Here is a 15,713-nt window from a genome sequence, read left to right as displayed (position 1 = left end):
TACCCCGCCCCGCGCGGCCTTGCCCGCTATGAATTGTGCCAATGACACGCGCGGCCTCGCGGGGTATCCCCTCGCCCCATGGGAGAGACAACAGCACTGGCCGCAGAGTCTTTCTGCGACATCGTCCGCGAACACGCCCGCAATCAGGGCGATGTGGCCGCCTTCAGCTATGCGGGCGAGGACATCAGCTTCGCCGAGATCGACGCGGGCGCCGACCGGGTGGCGAACGGCCTCGTCGCACTCGGCGTGAAGCCGGGGGACCGCGTCGCCTTCCTCGGCAAGAACCACCCGCTCTATTTCGAGGCCTTCCTCGGCGCGAACCGGATCGGCGCGGTAATGACCCCGGTCAACTGGCGCCTCGCTGCGCCGGAAGTCGCCTATGTGCTCGACAACTCCTGCGCCAAGGTGGTGTTCGTAGGCGAGGGGTTTGCGGAAGTGCTCTCGCAAATCCGGCCCGACTGCCCCCATGTCGAACAGGTGATCGGCATCGACGCGCCGGACTTCACGGGCACCGACTACCGCATCTGGCGCGACGGCTTTCCGGCCACACCGCCCGCGCACCGGGTCAAGGCTGAGGACGACGCGCTCCAGCTCTACACCTCGGGCACCACCGGCAAGCCCAAGGGCGCGGTCATCACCCACGGCTCGATCCTCTCAAGCCGCGACGCCACCGCGGCGGCCGAGGCGATGCGTGAGTGGCAGGAGCCGATCCCGGGCGATGTCACGCTGCTCGCGATGCCCTGCTTCCACATCAGCGGCACCGGCACCGGCATCGGCACGCTGGTGGCGGGCACCAACTCCATCGTCCTGCCCGAATATGATCCGACCAAGGCGCTGGACCTGATCCAGAACTACAACATCTCGAAGATCTTCCTGGTGCCGGCGGCGCTGCAAATCCTGCTCAACCACCCGAAGGTGGGCGAGGTCGATTTCTCGCGGCTGAAGTATGTCACCTACGGCGCCTCTCCCATCCCGCTCGAGCTGATGCGCGAGGCGATCCGCGTGATGGGCTGCGGCTTCGTGCAGATGTACGGCATGACCGAGACCAGCGGCACGATCGTCGCGCTCGACCCCGAGGACCACGTGCCCGAAGGCTCAGTGCGGATGCGCAGCGTCGGCAAGCCGCTCGCGGGCGTGGAGATCAAAGTGATCGACGAGGCGGGGAACGAGGTTCCGGCCGGCACCGTGGGTGAGATCGCCACGCGCTCGTCCAAGAACATGCGCGGCTACTGGAACAACCCCGATGCCACCGCCGCCACCATCGATGCCGACGGCTGGCTGCGCACCGGGGACGCGGGCTATCTCGACGAGGACGGCTACCTCTACATCCACGACCGGGTGAAGGACATGATCATCTCCGGCGGCGAGAACGTCTACCCCGCCGAAGTCGAGAACGCACTCTATTCGCACCCCAAGGTGGCGGACGTGGCGGTGATCGGCGTGCCCGATCCCAAATGGGGCGAGGCGGTGAAGGCCTGCGTCGTGGTGAAGGCGGGCGAGGCGTTGACCGAGGCCGAACTGATCGCTCACGCCCGCACGCTGATCGCGGGGTACAAGTGCCCCAAGTCGGTGGACTTCATCCCCGCCCTGCCGCGGAACCCCTCGGGGAAAATCCTGCGCCGCGAACTGCGCGCGCCCTATTGGGCGGGCAAGGACCGGGCGGTGAACTGAGGTGCTGCCTGTCCGCCAGTTGGCCTACAAGGTGAACGACCTCGAGGCAGCGGCGGCGGCACATCACCGGCGGTTCGGCTCGGGGCCGTTCTTCGTGCTGCGCCATGTCGCACTCGCATCCTCGGTGCATCGTGGGGTGGCGCGCCCCTTCGACCACTCGAGCGCCTATGGCCAATGGGGCAGCGTGATGGTCGAACTGGTGGTGCAGCACAATCCTGACGATTCCGCGCTACACGAGATGTTTCCCCATGGCTCGGGCCGCGAGGGGCTGCACCACGCGGCGCTGTTCGTGGATGATCTGGAGGCGGCGATTGCGCGGTTCGCAAGCGTGGGCGCGCCGCTCGCGCAGCTATCTGTTACGCAGGGCGGCACGGCCTTCGCCTTCGTCGAGACGCGCGCGAGCCTCGGGCATATGCTGGAGCTGTATGAGCCGACCGAGCAGTTGACCGCGTTCTACGACTTCGTCGCCGCCGCTGCGCAGGGGTGGGATGGCAAGGACCTGATCCGGGAGCTGGGTTAGCCCCCCGCCAGCTCCGCCAATCCGACCTGCTCGGCGCGGCACTCGGCATCGGCCAGTGCGGCGAGCACCGAGAACGCCACAAAACCGGCCTCCCCCAGATGGGCGACGACCGCCGCCGCCTCGGCATCGCTGATCGCGGTGTGCTCGAACGGCATCCGCCGCGCATAGGCGAGCACGGTACGGGTGCCCGCGTCCAGTCCGCTTTCATCGGGGGCCGCTCCCATCCCGTGCACCGCCGCCACCGCCTGCCGCACCAGCGCCACCAGCGCCGGGTCGAGCGCGGCTTCGGTCTTGCCGCGGAAATCGGCATAGTGGCTGGCGAGCACCGGGTCAGCCGCCAAGGCTGCACACACCGCGCTCATGCGACATCCTCCAACACGGCGGGCGTCGGCAGCACGGTGCGGTCCATCACCTCCGGCTCCAGCCCCATCGTGATCAGCGCCTTGGCGAGCGCGAGGAACAGCGTCACCCCGAGGCCGAGCTCCGCGATCTGCTCGGGCGTAAGATGGCGCTGCAATGCCGCCTTCGCATCGCCGTTCAGCAGCTCGGGATCGTGGATCAGCGCGTCGGTGAACTTGAGCGCGGCCTTCTCGGCATCGGTGAGCTTGGCGGAGGTCTCGTAGCCGTCGGTGATGTCGTCGACCACCTCCTCGCCGAGGCCCTGCGCAACCGCCTTGTCGAAGCGGACATTGCGGCAGAAGCCGCACTCGGTGACCCGCGCGTTGCGCATCCGCGCGACCTCCTTGATCCGCGCGGAAAGCACGTCCGAGCCCCAGAAGCGGCCATAGAGCGCGAAGAAGCTCTCCGCGATCGCGGGCTGGTGCGCGAGAACGCTGCCGAAGTGCGGCGGCTCTCCGGCAATGGCGGAGGATACGCGGGGGATGGTCGACATCAGGCCTCTCCTTTGCCGCGAGGATACCCCAGGGTGCCGTTACGACTCCCTCGCCATTTTCGCAGGGGCGGGGCTGCGGGGCTGCGTGGCAGATTGCGCGAAACAGCGAGGGAGAGAGCAATGGCAGGCCAAGCACAACGTGTGATCGAGGACTTCTGGCGCATTCAGGACAGCGGCGATTACACCAAGCTGGTCGATCTCTTCGCCGAGGACGCCTTTCTCGAAGACCCCATCTGGGGGCAATACCGCGGCCGCGAGGCGATCATGGGCTTCATGACCACGATGGTGAAGGAGATGGGCGAGCGGAAGGTCCACTTCACCGTCGACGAGATCTGCGGTGACGATCACGCGGTGTGGGCGCGCTGGACGATGCACATGGAGGGCCACGCCCCGCGCGGGGGCTGCGGCATCTACAAGGTCGAGGGCGGCAAGCTCACCTATTACCGCGATTACATGGACCCGGCGGCGGAGTAATTCCCCGTCATTGCGAGGAGCGTCGCGACGAAGCAACCCATGGCCCGAGCGTGCGGCAAGCGGTCGGTCCATGGGTTGCCGCGGCCTTCGGCCTCGCAATGACGAAGGTATGGATCACATCCGCCGGTAATCCGGGTGCCCGCTCTCCCTCAGGTCGAGCATCGGCAGCGGGAAGGCGGCGTTGGGCGAGGCGTCGGGCTGGTCGGGCATCGGCATGGTCCAGTCCATGATGTAGCGGCGGCTGGCGATGCGCCATTCCTCGCCCCGCTTCTCGTAGGTGTCGAGATAGCGCCCGCCATACATGTTGCCCCGGTAGGGCTCGCTCTCGTCCTCGCGCCGGAAGCCGAGCGCGACGCCATAGCACTCACCCTCGGCCGTGGTCGCAGAGGTCAGCTTCACCGCCAGCGGCGCAAGCAAATGCCAGCGCCGCCCGGTCGAGCGCTCCACCGCCATCACCACGGGCACGAACTCCGCCGCGGTGCCGGTGAAGAAGCCGTAGTCGATCGCCGCGTCGGGCCAGTAGCACCCCGCCTGCCCCTCGTCGTCGAGCCAGTCGAGGGTGCGCGAATAGCGCGCGATCAGATCGTGGATCGCCTGCCGGTCGAGCAGCTCCTGCACCTTCGCCTCGAGGCTCATGCGCGTGCCCCCCACCATGCGGGAATGGAAAGGGGGAAGCGTTCCTGCGCGATCTTCATGTTGTCGCTCGCATCGTCAGGGAGCGCGGGATCGGACGTGTGCGGCAGGCCCCCGCCCGCGCCCTCGACCGGGTCGATATATTCGAGCGTGATCCCCGCCAGCACATCGCCAAAATCGTGGCCTTCGTGATGGTCGGACATCTGGTGATGATAGAAGGCCCACTTGTCCTTGAAACTCAGCAGGCAGTAATAGGAAAGCGGCTCCTGCCCCTTCCAGTATTCGTAGCGGATCACGCCCTCCTCGGTGCCGAAGGTGTGGTGGACCATGTCGCGCATGATCGCCTCCCACTTGTCCTCCTTGCCGGGCTGGATCTTTATGTGCGCGAGCAGGCTGGCCATCAGGGGGTCTCCGTGGGTGTGAGGGTCAAGAGCAGCCGGTAAATGCCGAGCATGATCCCGCCCTGGTGGCGGAAGTCGTTGCCCGGCGCGTAGGCGAGATCGGCAAAGGCGTCGCAGAGCTTCTCCCACGCGATCATCTGTTCGAGGCGCGAGATGTTGGAGCCCGGGCACGAACGCGGCCCCTGACTGAAAGCGAGGTGACGGGTGGCGGCCTTGCGGTCGAGTTTCAGGTCGAGCGGGTCTTCAAATTCGTCAGGGTCGATATTGGCGGCGGCCCACCTGAGGTGGAGCATGGAACCGGCGGGCACCTCCACGCCCTGAAACACCTCGTCCCGCGCACAGATGCGGGTCGAGAGGCCCTGCGTGGGCGAGCGCAGCCGCATCCCTTCCTCGATGAAGGTGCGGATCGCGCTGCGGTTGCCGCGCAGGGTTGCGAACATCCCTGGCCGCTCGCACAGCAATTGCGCCTGCTCCGCGAGCGCATATTGCGTCGTCTCCAGCCCGCCGATCACCATCGCGTAGACCACGCCATTGATCTCGTCGTCGGTGAGCTTGCGGCCGAGCGCCTGATATTCGACCTGCGTCAGGAAGCTGACCATATCGTCCTGCGGGCGGGCGCGTTTTTCGCGGGTCTGCTCGGCGACATACTCCTTCATCCCCGCCAGCAGGCGGAATTTTTCGGCGGATTGTTCGGGGGTGAGGATGTTCTTGTGGGTTGTCCCGATCACGTAGGACATGACCTGCGCATTGCCCCATTGTTCGAGTCGGGGAATGTCCTCCATCGGAAAGCCGAGCACGCTCGCCATCACCCGCTGAGGCAGGGGGCGGGCGAAGTCGGCGACAAAATCGACCGGCTCGCCTGCCCTCGCTTTCGTCAGCATCCCGGCGATCAGCGCATCGACATGCCCCGCGATCATCGCCGCATGGCGCGTGCAGCCGGGACCGACCCACGGATCGGTCAGCTCCTTGCGATGCGCGCGCCACAGCTCCGGGTCAGGGCGCAGCGAGACGATGCTTGCGACCATCGCGTCGATATCGGGTATGTGGCTCGGCATCTCGCCCGAGGCCTGAATATGCTCCACCAGCAGCGAGAGCGTCGGCGGGAAGCGGTCCCAGTCCTTCACCACCCGCGAAATGTCCGCGTATTTGGTAAGGACGAAGGCATCGGTGCCCGGGGTCAGCCCCTCGCCCGGCAGGCGCTGCACCGGAGCCTCCTTGTGGAGGATCGCGTAGGCCTCATACCAATGCTCCTGCGCGCCCGGAGCGAACAGGTCGACATCGGCCAGGGTGCGGGGCTTCTCCGCCTGCAAATCCGCCTCTCCCTTGCGGAGCGGTTCGCTTAGCGAATCCGCCAATTGCTGATGGAGGGGTTGTCCCCCAGCCTTTCCGCAACGGAAACGGGCGAAAATGCCAGTGCCGATAGGGGAGAGAGACCTGTGAGCCGCATCGAGAAGCTTCCCCCCGACCAGTGGGACGCGCGCCTTGTCGCCGCGATCCAGCCGGACAACCTGACCGACCTCGAACAGGGCCTCACCCGCTACTTCGCGCATTGCCCCGAGCAGGCGCTGGGACTGATGGGCTTCGGCGGGGCCTTGAAGCGCAATCGCTCCCTGCCCGAGCGGCTGGTCGAGCTGGTGCGCTTGCGCGTCGCCTTCTTCAACCAGTGCCGTTCCTGCATGGCGATCCGCTATTCCGATGCGGTCGCGGACGGCGTGACCGAGGGGCTGGTGTGCTCGCTAGAACGCCCGCAAGAGGCCGAAAACCTCTCGGCGGCCGAGAAAGCCGCGATCCGCTACGGCGAGCTGATGGCGACCGATCATCTGGCGATCGACGACGCGGTCTACGCCGACCTCCGCCAGCATTTCACCGAGGCGCAGATCGTCGAACTGGGCATGACGGTCGCTTTCTTCGTCGGCTTCGGACGGCTCGCGGCGACCTATCACATGGTTGAGGAGCTGCCCGAGGCGTTCAAGACCGCCGAAAAGATCGCACCCTGGGGCGCCGACAAGATCGAGGTGCGCTGATGAACTCGCCGCCGCAGATCAACCTGTTCGACCCCGCGCTCCAGCAGTGCCCCTATGACGCCTACAAGCAGCTTCGCGACGAGGCGCCGGTCTACAACATCCCCGGCACGCAGATCTATGTCGTCAGCCGCTACGACCACGTGCGCGAGGTGCTGATGGACCCGGCGCGCTTCCCCTCCACAGCCTTGAGCGAGCTGATGCGCGCCTCGCCGGTCGACATGGAGCGCGGGCGCAAGGTCGCCGAGCGGTTCCGCGAGAAGGGCTGGCTCCCCGCGCCCACGCTGGCGGGGCGGGACGATCCCAATCACAAGCAGATGCGCGCGATGTTCAACGAGGCGTTCAAGCCCAGCCGCATCAAGGAAATCGACCCGCGCGTCGAAACCCTCGCCTACGAGCTGATCGACGAGTTTGTCGATGAGGGCCGCTGCGACTGGGTGCGCCAGTTCTGCGTCCCCCTCCCCCTCTTCATCATCGGCGAGCAGATGGGCGCGAAGCGGGAAGACATGTGGCGGATCAAGGGGTGGACCGACGCCTTCTTCCACCGCATTTCGTTGATGCTGCCCGAGGACAAGCACCTCGAAATGGTCGACCGCGAGATCGAGGCGCAGCACTACTTCCAGCCGATCTTCGAACGCCTAAGGGAGGAGCCCGACGGCTCGCTGATCTCGGTGCTGGTCAACACCGTGATCGAGGGTTGGGGGCGGCCCCTCAACGACGAGGAACTCCACGCCGAGATGATGGCGGATACCTTTGTGGGCGGCAGCGAGACGACCACCAATGCGCTCGCAGCGGGGATGAAGCTGCTGATCGAGAACAAGGATGTCTGGGCCAAGCTCAAGGCCGATCCCGACAAGTATATGCGCAATTTCGTCGAGGAGGTGCTGCGGCTCGAAAGCCCGGTGCAATCGCTGATGCGCTTCACCCACAAGGATGTGGAACTGGACGGGGTGACGATCCCCGCAGGCTCGGTCGTCAATGTCCGCTACGGCGCAGCCAACCGCGACGAGCGCTTCTTCGAATGCCCGGAGAAGCTCGATCTCGACCGGCCCAAGGCGGGCGCGCATATGGCTTTCGGGTCAGGCACGCACCACTGCCTCGGCGCGCCGCTGGCAAGGCGCGAGCTGACATGGGGCTTCCAGGCGGTGGTCGACCGGTTCGAGGACATGGACTTTGCCGCGGGCGAGAACGACTTCAGCTACCACCCGCACTTTCTGCTGCGCAGCCTCAAGCAGCTCAACATCGTGTTCGAAGCGAAGAAGCGCTGAGATGGCGACGCTCCTGAAACCCGCCTCGCAGCGGATCGACGTCACGCCGCAGCCGATGCCGAGGCTATCGGACAAGCCGATCGACGGCAGCCGCTATTGGTCGCGCGACTTCATGGACCGCGAGTGGGAGGGGATCTGGACCAAGGCATGGCTGATCGGCGGCCTCGCCGCGCAGGTCGCAAGGCCGGGGGACTTCTTCACCTACGAGATCGGGCGCGAGTCCATCCTCGTCACCCACGGCGAGGATGGCGTCGTGCGCGCCTTCTACAACGTCTGCCCCCACCGTGGAAAGCGGCTGGTGATGGAGGAGGAGGGCCATTCCAAACGCCTCGCCTGTTCCTACCACGGCTGGCGCTTCACCAGCGAAGGCGAGCTGAACTTCGTCCCCTGCCCAGAGGATTTTGCGGGCGGCAATCCGTGCGGGAAAGTCCGGCTGGAGGAGGTGCGCTGCGAGGTCTTCGCGGGCTTCGTCTGGGTCAATCTCGATCCCCACGCCGCCCCGCTGGCCGAGCACCTTGGCCCCGTCGGCCCGCAGCTCGAACTCTACAAGATGGAGCAGATGCATCGCACCCACTGGGTGACGCTTGAGGGCGACTGGAACTGGAAGTGCGTGCAGGACAATTTCAACGAGTCCTATCACCTCCCCTTCGTCCACCCCCAGACCCGCTTCGTGATGGAGCAGTCTTACCGCGACTGCCAGTTCGATCTCTACGCCCCCCACGGCCATGCGCGGATGTTCATGCCGGGCTCGCGGCCGTCACGATCCTTGCGGGGCCACACCGACACCGTGCTCGACATGATGCGCACCGAACTCACCTATTGGGGCCTCGACCCCGAGGATTTTCGCGACGATCCGCTCCGCACCCGCGAGGCGCTCCAGCAGGCGAAGCGCGAGAAAGGCGCGGAGAAGGGCTACGACTTCAGCCACTTCCACGATGCCCAGCTGACCGACCATTTCCACTATACGATCTTCCCCAACATCAGCTTCAGCCTCAAGCCCGACGGCTGCATCTGGCTGCGCGCCGATCCGCACCCGACCGACCCGGAGCGGTGCTATTTCGACATGTGGTACTTCACGTGGTTCCCCGAGGGCGTGGACCGCTACTACGCCTATTCGATGGGGCAGGAAGTCGACCGCACCCTCCCCGTCCCGCACCAGCGCGGGGTGGTTGGCGAGCTGTCCTGCGGCCCCGGCATCGATCAGGACGTGAGCATCTGGAGCGAGCAGCAACTCGGCCTCAGATCGCGCGGCTACAAGGGCGGGCACCTCGCAGGCCAGGAGGCGCGGGTGCGGTTCTTCCACGATACGATCGACCGCTGGGTGGGGGCCTAGAGGTTCGCCAGCGCCGCCGTCCGCCCCGCGATATAGCCGAAGGTCAGCGCCGGGCCGAGCGTCCCGCCCGCGCCGGCATAGATGCCCCCCGTGGGGCAGGCGATGGCATTGCCCGCACCCAGCAGCCCCGGGATCGGCGCGCCGTCATGGCCGAGGATGCGCGCCTGCCCGTCGGTCCTCGGCCCGCCATTGGTGCCGAGCAGGCCTGAGCTGATCTCGACGGAATAGAAGGGCGCCTCACGGATTGCACCGAGGGTGACAGCGGTGCCTTCGCGCGAGCGGTCGCCATAGAAGTGGTCATAGGCGCTGGTGCCGCGCCCGAAATCGGGGTCGTGGCCCGCGTCGGCATGGGCGTTGAAGCGCGCGATCGTCTCCGCCAGCGCTGCCGGGTCTAGACCGATCTGCTCCGCCAGCCCCTCCAAAGTCTCCGCCCGCTTCACCCACTCCGGCATCGGCTGCCCCGGCAGGCGCGTCCCCAAGGGATAGCGCTGCACATATTGCGCGTCGAAGATCAGGTATGCGGGCAGGTTGAGGTAATCGTAATGCGCCGGATCGAACTGGTGGAACACCCCGCCCAGCGCCGAGTAATTCGCCGCCTCGTTGCAGAAGCGCCGTCCCGAGCGGTTGACCATGATGCTGTGCGGCACCGTCCGCTCGATCAGGATGATCTGCGCGCGGGGCTCGCCGCTCGCCCAAGGCGCGTCTGGGGTGACCAGAGTGGGCGCCCACCACGCGCTCGTCATGTTGCCGAGCTTCGCGCCCGCCGCCATCGCAAGCTTGAGGCCCCCGCCGGTGCCGGTCGGCGGGCTCGCGGGCGCGGTGACGGGGCCGCGCAGGAAGGTCTGGCGCAGTTCAGCGTCCCATTCGAACCCGCCGGTGGTGATGATGACGCCGCGGCGCGCGGACATGGCGAAGGGCGCGCCGTCGCGTTCACCCTCGATCCCGGTGATCCGCTCACCGTCCTTGAGCAACCGGTGCGTTTCCACCCCGAGCACCGGCTCGATCCCGCGCGCAAGGCAGGCCTTGAGCAGCCGCGCCACCATCGCCTGTCCGAAGCCGCATTGGCGCGCGGCCATGCGCTGGCTGAGCACCTCCGGCGGCGGCAAGGCGGTCGCGCCGCCCAAGGGCGTCTCGCGCAGCATCAGCGGCTTGGGCTCCTCGATCGCGTAGATCTTCGCGGCCCACTCGCCCAGTTCGGGCAGATCGAACAGATCGTGGTCGAGCGCCCGCGACCCTTCCGGCTTGGCCCCCGGCCGATCGAGGTAATAGTCGGGATAGCCCGGCAGCACCGAAACGCTGAGCGCGCCCGCCTCTTCCAGAAAAGCCAGCGCCTCCGGCCCCCGGTCGACGAAGGCCTCCAAGGTCTCGTCGACCAGATCGCCGTGATCGAGGCTGCGGAAATAGGCGAGCGCCTCCTCGCGGCTGTCGGCCATGCCCGCCGCGCGCATCCGGGGGTTGTCGGCCACCCAGATCACCCCGCCCGAGATCGCCGAGGTGCCGCCGATGCGGTCCCAGCGCTCGACCAGCGCGACCCGCGCGCCCGCCTCGTGTGCTGCGAGCGCGGCCGCCATGCCGGCCGCGCCCGTTCCCAATATGATGACATCCACCTCGTCCATGCGTGAGGTTAGACGCCCGCGAGGCGGGGCGCGGCAACCCGTCATTTTGGCAAGGTGCGTTCACTCCCTCGCCCCCCTATTCGTGATTGCGAGGAGCCCGAAGGGCGACGCGGCAACCCATCAATCGCCGCTGCGCCCGCAAGCAACGCCAGTCCATGGATTGCTTCGCCAGCGGCTCGCAATGACGAGGAAGGGTGCAATTACATGAAACTCGCAGGAAAAATCGCCGCGATCACCGGGGGCACGGCAGGCATGGGGCGCGGGATCGCCGAGGCGTTCCTGGCGGAGGGCGCGAGCGTCGCGCTGTTCGCACGCAACGCCGAGAAGGGCGCCAAGGTGCTCGAAGAGCTGGGCGCGGGCGAGCGCGCGATCTTCGTCGCGGGCGACGTGATGAGCCAGTCCGACCTCGAGGGCTTCGTCGACCACGTCGCGGCGCATTTCGGCACGCTCGATATCCTCGTGAACAATGCAGGCGGCGCGGGCGATTTGCAGCCGCTCGTCAACCTCTCCGACCACGCCTTCGACGAGGCGATGAAGTGGAACGTCTATTCGACCTTCTGGGCCACCCGCCGCGCGCTGCCGACGATGCTGGAGAAGGGCCACGGCCGGGTGATCAACATCTCCTCGATGGAGGGCAAGCACGGCAAGCCGGTGCTGACGGCATACTCCGCTGCCAAGCACGCGGTGAACGGCATGACCAAGAGCCTCGCGCGCGAAGTCGGCGCGGCGGGCGTCACCGTCAACGCCATCTGCCCCGGCATCGTCATCACCGACATAATCAAGAACAACGGCCCGGCGACGGCCAAGGCGATGGGCCTCGAGTTCGAGGAGATGATCGAGATGTTCGCCTCCGAAGCGGCGATCAAGCGGCCCAACACGGTCGAGGAGGTGGCCGCGGTCGCGGTGCTGCTCGCCAGCGAGGCGGGCGGCGGGATCACCGGCCAGCAGATCAGCGTCGACGGCGGGACGGCGCAGTATTGAGGCTGCGCCCGGGCACCGGTCCCGAACGCGAGCAGGCGCCAGCCTGCGAGCGCCCTCCCGAACGCGAAAATGCAGCCGGACGGCTGCCGCCGTGGCCTGAAGCTGAAGCCCGTTGGCGCGGCGGTGCGCGTAGCGCGCGTGAAGCCGTTTTCCTACAGCGCGCCGACAGGGTAAAGAAGCGGCCCGGCTGTGCTGCCGGGTGGCTCTTTCCCATCGTCCGCTCGCCCCCTGCACCGACCCGCTCGCACCGGACTGGTTCGCGCAGCAACAAGCACAGTGTCAACTTCGCTTTTCCGCTACAACCCCATGAGGGAAAAGCGGAATTCCGGTAGGAATGCGAAGTTTACACTGTCAGCTTTGTAAACTTCGCCGCAAGCAGCGTCGCGCACAGTGTGAACTTCGCTTTTCGCTAGCACGTCCATGATTGCGCTCGCGAATTCCTGTAGGAATGCACCTTTTGCAATGTGAACTTCGTGAACTTCGCGAGATATCCGCCGCGCGGCCTAGCCTTGCAGCTTCGCCATCGCCGCGCCGACCGCCGCCGCCACATCGTGCGCCTGCGGATTGCCGCGCATGATAAGGCCCCCGTTGGGCTGGATATTGGCCCCCGTGACGTAGGCCCGATCGGTGCTGAGCCACAGGCAGGCGTGGGCAACGTCGTCGACCGTGTTGAGCCGTCCCATCGGATAGCGCGGCAGGAAGGCGTCGGTCAGGCCCGGCACCTGGAAACTCTCGTGGGTCATCGGGCTGTCGGTGAAGGCCGGCGAGACCGTGTTGGCCTTGATCCCGAGGTGGCCGTAGTCATTCGCCACGCACTCGATCAGCGCCTCGGACCCGCGCTTGGTGCCGATATAGGCCGCGTGGTTGGTGATGATCGCCTTGGTGGTCGCCGAGGACAGCGAGATCAGCGAGCCGCCGGTGGGACTCTGCGCGCTCATCACCCGGACGAAGGCCTGAAGGAAGTGGTGCACCCCTTTGAACTGCAGGTCGACGATCTGGTCGAGCTGTTCGTCGGTGATCTCCTCGAGGCTCGCGAGCAGCCCCCAGCCGGTGGTGTTGATCGCGATATCGACCCGCCCGAAGGTGGCCGCGGCCTTGTCGGCCATCGCGTTGACCTCGGGCTTCTTGGCGATGTCGCACAGGGCATAGGCCCCGCCGATCTCCGCCGCGAGCGCAGCGAGCGGCGCCTCCTTCCTCCCCGCGACCATCACCTTGGCGCCCTCCTTGGCGAACAGGCGGGCGATGGTCTGGCCCATGTTGCCCTCCGACGCCGCGCCCAGAATGACGGCGCTCTTGCCTGCGAGTTGTCCCATCATGTGTCTCCTCTCTCGGGCAGCGGGGTAACACGGACGGGCGGGCGATAACCCTTCCCAAAAGTGGGCATTGTCGCTTGCCGTGCTCGGGGCCGATAGCCGGGCGCAACAAGGGAGAGAGCAATGTTCACAGGACCCCTCGAGGATCGCGTGGCGATCCATGAATTGAATGGCACCTATGCCGATGGCGTGGTGCGGATCGACGCCGCGACCTGGGCCACGGTCTGGGCCGACGACGCCCATTGGGACCTGATGGGGCACCAGACCGAGGGCAAGGAAGCCATTGTGGCGTTCTGGAACGGAGCCATGGCAGGGCTCGAGGCGGTGAGCTTCCACTGCGTGCCCTGCATGATCGAAGTCACCGGCGACACCGCCAAGGCGCGGGTGCAGACGCAGGAGATCCTGAAGCCCAAGGACGGCAAGGCGCGCCATGTCGGCGGGCTCTATGAAGACGAATTGAAGAAGATCGATGGCCGCTGGCTGTTCACCAGCCGGAAGTTCAAGATCATCGCCGAATTCGGCGTGGAAGGCTGAAACCCATGGCAAAAATCCTTATCTCCGCCCAGATCGACCTCGACCCGGCCCAGCGCGAGGAGGCCCTGCGCAGCGCCCGTCCGCATATCGAGGCAGCGCTCGCCGAGAAGGGCTGCATCCACTACGACTGGAGCGCCTGCTCGATGAACCCCGCGCGGGTCAACGTGTTCGAGGAATGGGAGAGCGAAGAGGCCCTCGCCGCCCACTTCCGCGACCCGGCCTATACGGGGATGCGCGACCATATCGGCCAGTTCGGGATCACCGCGGCGGTCAGCAAGAAGTACCGGGTTGACGCGGAGGGGCCGGTCTACAATGCCGATGGCAATGCAACCGAGGCGTTCGACTAGGCTGCTGGGAGCCATCCTCGCCGGAGGACAGGCGCGCCGCTTCGGCAGCGACAAGGCGCAGGCGCTGTTCGAGGGCGCGCGGCTGATCGACCGTGTGGCGGCGGCGCTGTCGGCGCAGTGCGCAGCCGTGGTGGTGTGCGGGCGCGAGGAGGCGGGGTTCGCCTGCCTGCCCGACTGGCCCGAGCCGGGGCTGGGCCCTCTGGGAGGCCTCGCCGCGGCGCTGCGCCATGCAGGGGAGCAGGACTTCGACGGGGTGCTGTCAGCGGGCGTGGACGTGCCCGACCTGCCCTTCGATCTCGCCACATCGCTGGCGGGAGAAGGCGCGGCGATCGTCGAGAGCCAGCCGGTGGTGGGGCTGTGGCCGGTGAGCGCCGCCCCTTTGCTGGAGGCGTTTCTCGCAGGCGGCGGCAGGTCGCTCTACCGCTTTGCCGACCATGTGGGCGCGCGGCGGGTCGAGCTTCCCCGGGCGCTGATGAACGTCAATTACCCCGAGGATCTGATCTAGCCACGTCATTGCGAGCCGTAGGCGAAGCAACCCATGGCCCGACCGTTCCCTCGGGCGCAACCTCGATCCATGGATTGCCGCGTCGCTGCGCTCCTCGCAATGACGAGGGTTACAGCTTCAGCATCTGCTTGCCGCGGTTCTGCCCCGAGAACAGCCGCTGCAAGGTCGCCGGGGCATTCTCGAAGCCGTGCTGGATGTCCTCCTGATACTTGAGGCTGCCATCCTTGACGAAGCCCTCGAGCCGCTTGCGGATGCCAGGGAACTCGCTCGCCCAGTCGAGCACGATGAAGCCCGCCATCGTCCCGCGGCGGAAGACGAGGTTGAAGTAGTTCTCGGGGCCCGCCGGCAGGCTGCCGGTCTCGTAGCGGCTGATCCCGCCGCAGATCACCACCCGCGCGCCGGTGGCGATGCAGGCGAGCATGTCGTTGAGGATCTTGCCCCCCACGTTGTCGTAGATCACGTCGACCCCGCGCGGGCAGAGCTCGCGGATCTGCTCCTTCACGCGGCCCGCCTTGTAGTCGATCGCGGCGTCGTAGCCCGCCTCGCGCACCAGCCAGTCGCACTTGTCCTGGCCCCCCGCGATACCGACCACGCGGCAGCCGGCGATCTTGGCGAGCTGGCCGACGATGCTCCCCGTCGCCCCCGCAGCCCCGCTCACCAGCACGGTATCGCCCGCCACGGGCTTGCCGACCTTGAACAGCCCGCAATAGGCGGTCAGCCCCGTCGTCCCCAGCACCGAGAGCACCGCGGTGGGCGAGATCTCGGTCTCGACCCTGGTCAGCTCCTTGCCGTCGGTCACAAGATATTCGGTCCAGCCGGTGGTGCCGAACACCATGTCGCCGACCGCGAAACGGCCGCCGTTGCTCGCCACGACCTCGGCGATCCCGCTGCCGCGCATCACGTCGCCGATGTTCATGGGCGCGACGTAGTCGGCGATGTTCTCCATCCAGCCCTTCTGCGCCGGATCGAAGCCGAGGTAATGCGTCTTCAACAGCATCTCGCCCGGGGCGGGATCGGGGAGCTGGGTTTCCACCAGCTTGAAATCATTCTCGATCTCGATCCCGCGGCCGCGCGGGTGTCCGTTCAGGAGCCATTGGCGGGTGGTGGTGGGCATTGGGTGTCTCCTCTGTTCGCCTGCCCTATTGCGGGGCCGCCGCGCCACCCTCCACGGACAAAAGTGTCAGTCGAGTAGCCCCGCCCCTGT

At 66.8% G+C, this 15,713-nt stretch carries 18 protein-coding genes; 10 read left to right on the top strand and 8 right to left on the bottom strand.

Annotated elements, in window-relative coordinates; all coding sequences use genetic code 11:
• Positions 1–78 precede the first annotated feature (78 nt).
• The gene (locus tag PFX90_RS11735; protein WP_285712650.1) at positions 79–1,671 is read left to right on the top strand and encodes a fatty acid--CoA ligase; all 1,593 of its coding nucleotides are present in this window, start codon (positions 79–81) and stop codon (positions 1,669–1,671) included.
• 1 nt (position 1,672) lies between these two features.
• Positions 1,673–2,191 carry a VOC family protein gene (locus PFX90_RS11730; RefSeq protein ID WP_285712649.1) on the top strand — a complete coding sequence of 173 codons (519 nt, stop codon included), beginning with the start codon at positions 1,673–1,675 and terminating at the stop codon, positions 2,189–2,191.
• On the opposite strand, the gene PFX90_RS11725 is transcribed toward PFX90_RS11730, so the two are convergent.
• Entirely contained in the window at positions 2,188–2,553 is a 366-nt protein-coding gene (locus tag PFX90_RS11725; protein ID WP_285712648.1) for a hypothetical protein, read from the bottom strand. The genes PFX90_RS11730 and PFX90_RS11725 overlap by 4 nt on opposite strands.
• The gene (locus PFX90_RS11720) at positions 2,550–3,083 is read right to left on the bottom strand and encodes a carboxymuconolactone decarboxylase family protein (RefSeq protein WP_285712647.1); all 534 of its coding nucleotides are present in this window, start codon (positions 3,081–3,083) and stop codon (positions 2,550–2,552) included. Before PFX90_RS11720 ends, PFX90_RS11725 begins: the two co-directional genes overlap by 4 nt.
• 120 nt (positions 3,084–3,203) lie before the next feature.
• On the opposite strand from PFX90_RS11720, the gene PFX90_RS11715 reads away from it, so the two are divergent.
• Entirely contained in the window at positions 3,204–3,557 is a 354-nt protein-coding gene (locus PFX90_RS11715; RefSeq protein ID WP_285712643.1) for a nuclear transport factor 2 family protein, read from the top strand.
• A gap of 114 nt (positions 3,558–3,671) precedes the next feature.
• Here PFX90_RS11715 and PFX90_RS11710 read toward each other — a convergent pair whose 3' ends face one another.
• The 3 genes from PFX90_RS11710 to PFX90_RS11700 are packed head-to-tail and all read right to left on the bottom strand — an operon-like array spanning position 3,672 to position 5,901.
• The gene (locus tag PFX90_RS11710) at positions 3,672–4,211 is read right to left on the bottom strand and encodes a nuclear transport factor 2 family protein (protein ID WP_285712641.1); all 540 of its coding nucleotides are present in this window, start codon (positions 4,209–4,211) and stop codon (positions 3,672–3,674) included.
• The gene (locus PFX90_RS11705) at positions 4,190–4,591 is read right to left on the bottom strand and encodes a putative quinol monooxygenase (protein ID WP_285712640.1); all 402 of its coding nucleotides are present in this window, start codon (positions 4,589–4,591) and stop codon (positions 4,190–4,192) included. The genes PFX90_RS11710 and PFX90_RS11705 overlap by 22 nt, the downstream gene beginning before the upstream one ends.
• A complete protein-coding gene (locus PFX90_RS11700; RefSeq protein ID WP_285712639.1) occupies positions 4,591–5,901 on the bottom strand; it encodes a cytochrome P450 in 1,311 nt (436 codons plus the stop codon). Before PFX90_RS11700 ends, PFX90_RS11705 begins: the two co-directional genes overlap by 1 nt.
• A gap of 126 nt (positions 5,902–6,027) precedes the next feature.
• Here PFX90_RS11700 and PFX90_RS11695 point away from each other — a divergent pair, with 126 nt between their 5' ends.
• Genes PFX90_RS11695 through PFX90_RS11685 form a run of 3 tightly spaced genes read left to right on the top strand, consistent with a single transcriptional unit; the run spans position 6,028 to position 9,213 of the window.
• Positions 6,028–6,615, top strand: a complete 588-nt coding sequence (locus PFX90_RS11695; protein ID WP_285712638.1) for a carboxymuconolactone decarboxylase family protein — start codon at positions 6,028–6,030, stop codon at positions 6,613–6,615.
• Complete coding sequence (locus PFX90_RS11690) at positions 6,615–7,880, top strand: cytochrome P450 (protein ID WP_285712637.1); 1,266 nt, start codon at positions 6,615–6,617, stop codon at positions 7,878–7,880. The genes PFX90_RS11695 and PFX90_RS11690 overlap by 1 nt, the downstream gene beginning before the upstream one ends.
• Before the next feature lies 1 nt (position 7,881).
• On the top strand, positions 7,882–9,213 hold the full coding sequence (locus PFX90_RS11685; RefSeq protein ID WP_285712635.1) for an aromatic ring-hydroxylating oxygenase subunit alpha: 1,332 nt from the start codon (positions 7,882–7,884) through the stop codon (positions 9,211–9,213).
• Here the strand turns inward: PFX90_RS11685 and PFX90_RS11680 are convergent.
• Complete coding sequence (locus PFX90_RS11680) at positions 9,210–10,829, bottom strand: FAD-dependent oxidoreductase (protein ID WP_285712634.1); 1,620 nt, start codon at positions 10,827–10,829, stop codon at positions 9,210–9,212. The two genes, PFX90_RS11685 and PFX90_RS11680, sit on opposite strands and share 4 nt — an antisense overlap.
• Before the next feature lie 204 nt (positions 10,830–11,033).
• Here PFX90_RS11680 and PFX90_RS11675 point away from each other — a divergent pair, with 204 nt between their 5' ends.
• Complete coding sequence (locus PFX90_RS11675) at positions 11,034–11,810, top strand: SDR family NAD(P)-dependent oxidoreductase (protein WP_285712632.1); 777 nt, start codon at positions 11,034–11,036, stop codon at positions 11,808–11,810.
• Positions 11,811–12,313: 503 nt separating this feature from the next.
• Here the strand turns inward: PFX90_RS11675 and PFX90_RS11670 are convergent.
• A complete protein-coding gene (locus PFX90_RS11670; protein WP_285712631.1) occupies positions 12,314–13,126 on the bottom strand; it encodes an SDR family NAD(P)-dependent oxidoreductase in 813 nt (270 codons plus the stop codon).
• 120 nt (positions 13,127–13,246) lie between these two features.
• Between PFX90_RS11670 and PFX90_RS11665 the strand changes: the two genes are divergently transcribed.
• From PFX90_RS11665 to mobA, 3 genes are read left to right on the top strand one after another with little or no spacing between them, the layout of a single operon-like run.
• Positions 13,247–13,657, top strand: coding sequence for a nuclear transport factor 2 family protein (locus PFX90_RS11665; protein ID WP_285712629.1), 411 nt, complete (start codon positions 13,247–13,249; stop codon positions 13,655–13,657).
• A 5-nt stretch (positions 13,658–13,662) separates the two neighbouring features.
• The gene (locus PFX90_RS11660) at positions 13,663–14,004 is read left to right on the top strand and encodes a putative quinol monooxygenase (RefSeq protein WP_285712628.1); all 342 of its coding nucleotides are present in this window, start codon (positions 13,663–13,665) and stop codon (positions 14,002–14,004) included.
• Positions 13,982–14,509, top strand: coding sequence for a molybdenum cofactor guanylyltransferase (gene mobA / locus PFX90_RS11655; RefSeq protein WP_285712627.1), 528 nt, complete (start codon positions 13,982–13,984; stop codon positions 14,507–14,509). The genes PFX90_RS11660 and mobA overlap by 23 nt, the downstream gene beginning before the upstream one ends.
• 109 nt (positions 14,510–14,618) lie before the next feature.
• Here mobA and PFX90_RS11650 read toward each other — a convergent pair whose 3' ends face one another.
• Positions 14,619–15,623 carry an NADP-dependent oxidoreductase gene (locus PFX90_RS11650; protein WP_285712626.1) on the bottom strand — a complete coding sequence of 335 codons (1,005 nt, stop codon included), beginning with the start codon at positions 15,621–15,623 and terminating at the stop codon, positions 14,619–14,621.
• Between the last annotated feature and the right edge of the window lie 90 nt (positions 15,624–15,713).

The organism is Erythrobacter oryzae (genome assembly GCF_030271515.1).
Classification (GTDB): domain Bacteria; phylum Pseudomonadota; class Alphaproteobacteria; order Sphingomonadales; family Sphingomonadaceae; genus Erythrobacter; species Erythrobacter oryzae.
The sequence above is the reverse complement of the archived record's forward strand: the minus strand, read 5'-3'. Positions and strand labels throughout refer to the sequence as shown.

Excerpts from the sequence above, each read along its gene's own strand:
- PFX90_RS11735 (WP_285712650.1), top strand. The coding sequence starts at position 79 with ATGGGAGAGACAACAGCACTGGCCGCAGAGTCTTTCTGCGACATCGTC.
- PFX90_RS11725 (WP_285712648.1), bottom strand. The coding sequence starts at position 2,553 with ATGAGCGCGGTGTGTGCAGCCTTGGCGGCTGACCCGGTGCTCGCCAGC.
- PFX90_RS11720 (WP_285712647.1), bottom strand. The coding sequence starts at position 3,083 with ATGTCGACCATCCCCCGCGTATCCTCCGCCATTGCCGGAGAGCCGCCG.
- PFX90_RS11715 (WP_285712643.1), top strand. The coding sequence starts at position 3,204 with ATGGCAGGCCAAGCACAACGTGTGATCGAGGACTTCTGGCGCATTCAG.
- PFX90_RS11710 (WP_285712641.1), bottom strand. The coding sequence starts at position 4,211 with ATGGTGGGGGGCACGCGCATGAGCCTCGAGGCGAAGGTGCAGGAGCTG.
- PFX90_RS11705 (WP_285712640.1), bottom strand. The coding sequence starts at position 4,591 with ATGGCCAGCCTGCTCGCGCACATAAAGATCCAGCCCGGCAAGGAGGAC.
- PFX90_RS11690 (WP_285712637.1), top strand. The coding sequence starts at position 6,615 with ATGAACTCGCCGCCGCAGATCAACCTGTTCGACCCCGCGCTCCAGCAG.
- PFX90_RS11685 (WP_285712635.1), top strand. The coding sequence starts at position 7,882 with ATGGCGACGCTCCTGAAACCCGCCTCGCAGCGGATCGACGTCACGCCG.
- PFX90_RS11680 (WP_285712634.1), bottom strand. The coding sequence starts at position 10,829 with ATGGACGAGGTGGATGTCATCATATTGGGAACGGGCGCGGCCGGCATG.
- PFX90_RS11675 (WP_285712632.1), top strand. The coding sequence starts at position 11,034 with ATGAAACTCGCAGGAAAAATCGCCGCGATCACCGGGGGCACGGCAGGC.
- PFX90_RS11670 (WP_285712631.1), bottom strand. The coding sequence starts at position 13,126 with ATGATGGGACAACTCGCAGGCAAGAGCGCCGTCATTCTGGGCGCGGCG.
- PFX90_RS11665 (WP_285712629.1), top strand. The coding sequence starts at position 13,247 with ATGTTCACAGGACCCCTCGAGGATCGCGTGGCGATCCATGAATTGAAT.
- PFX90_RS11660 (WP_285712628.1), top strand. The coding sequence starts at position 13,663 with ATGGCAAAAATCCTTATCTCCGCCCAGATCGACCTCGACCCGGCCCAG.
- mobA (WP_285712627.1), top strand. The coding sequence starts at position 13,982 with ATGCAACCGAGGCGTTCGACTAGGCTGCTGGGAGCCATCCTCGCCGGA.
- PFX90_RS11650 (WP_285712626.1), bottom strand. The coding sequence starts at position 15,623 with ATGCCCACCACCACCCGCCAATGGCTCCTGAACGGACACCCGCGCGGC.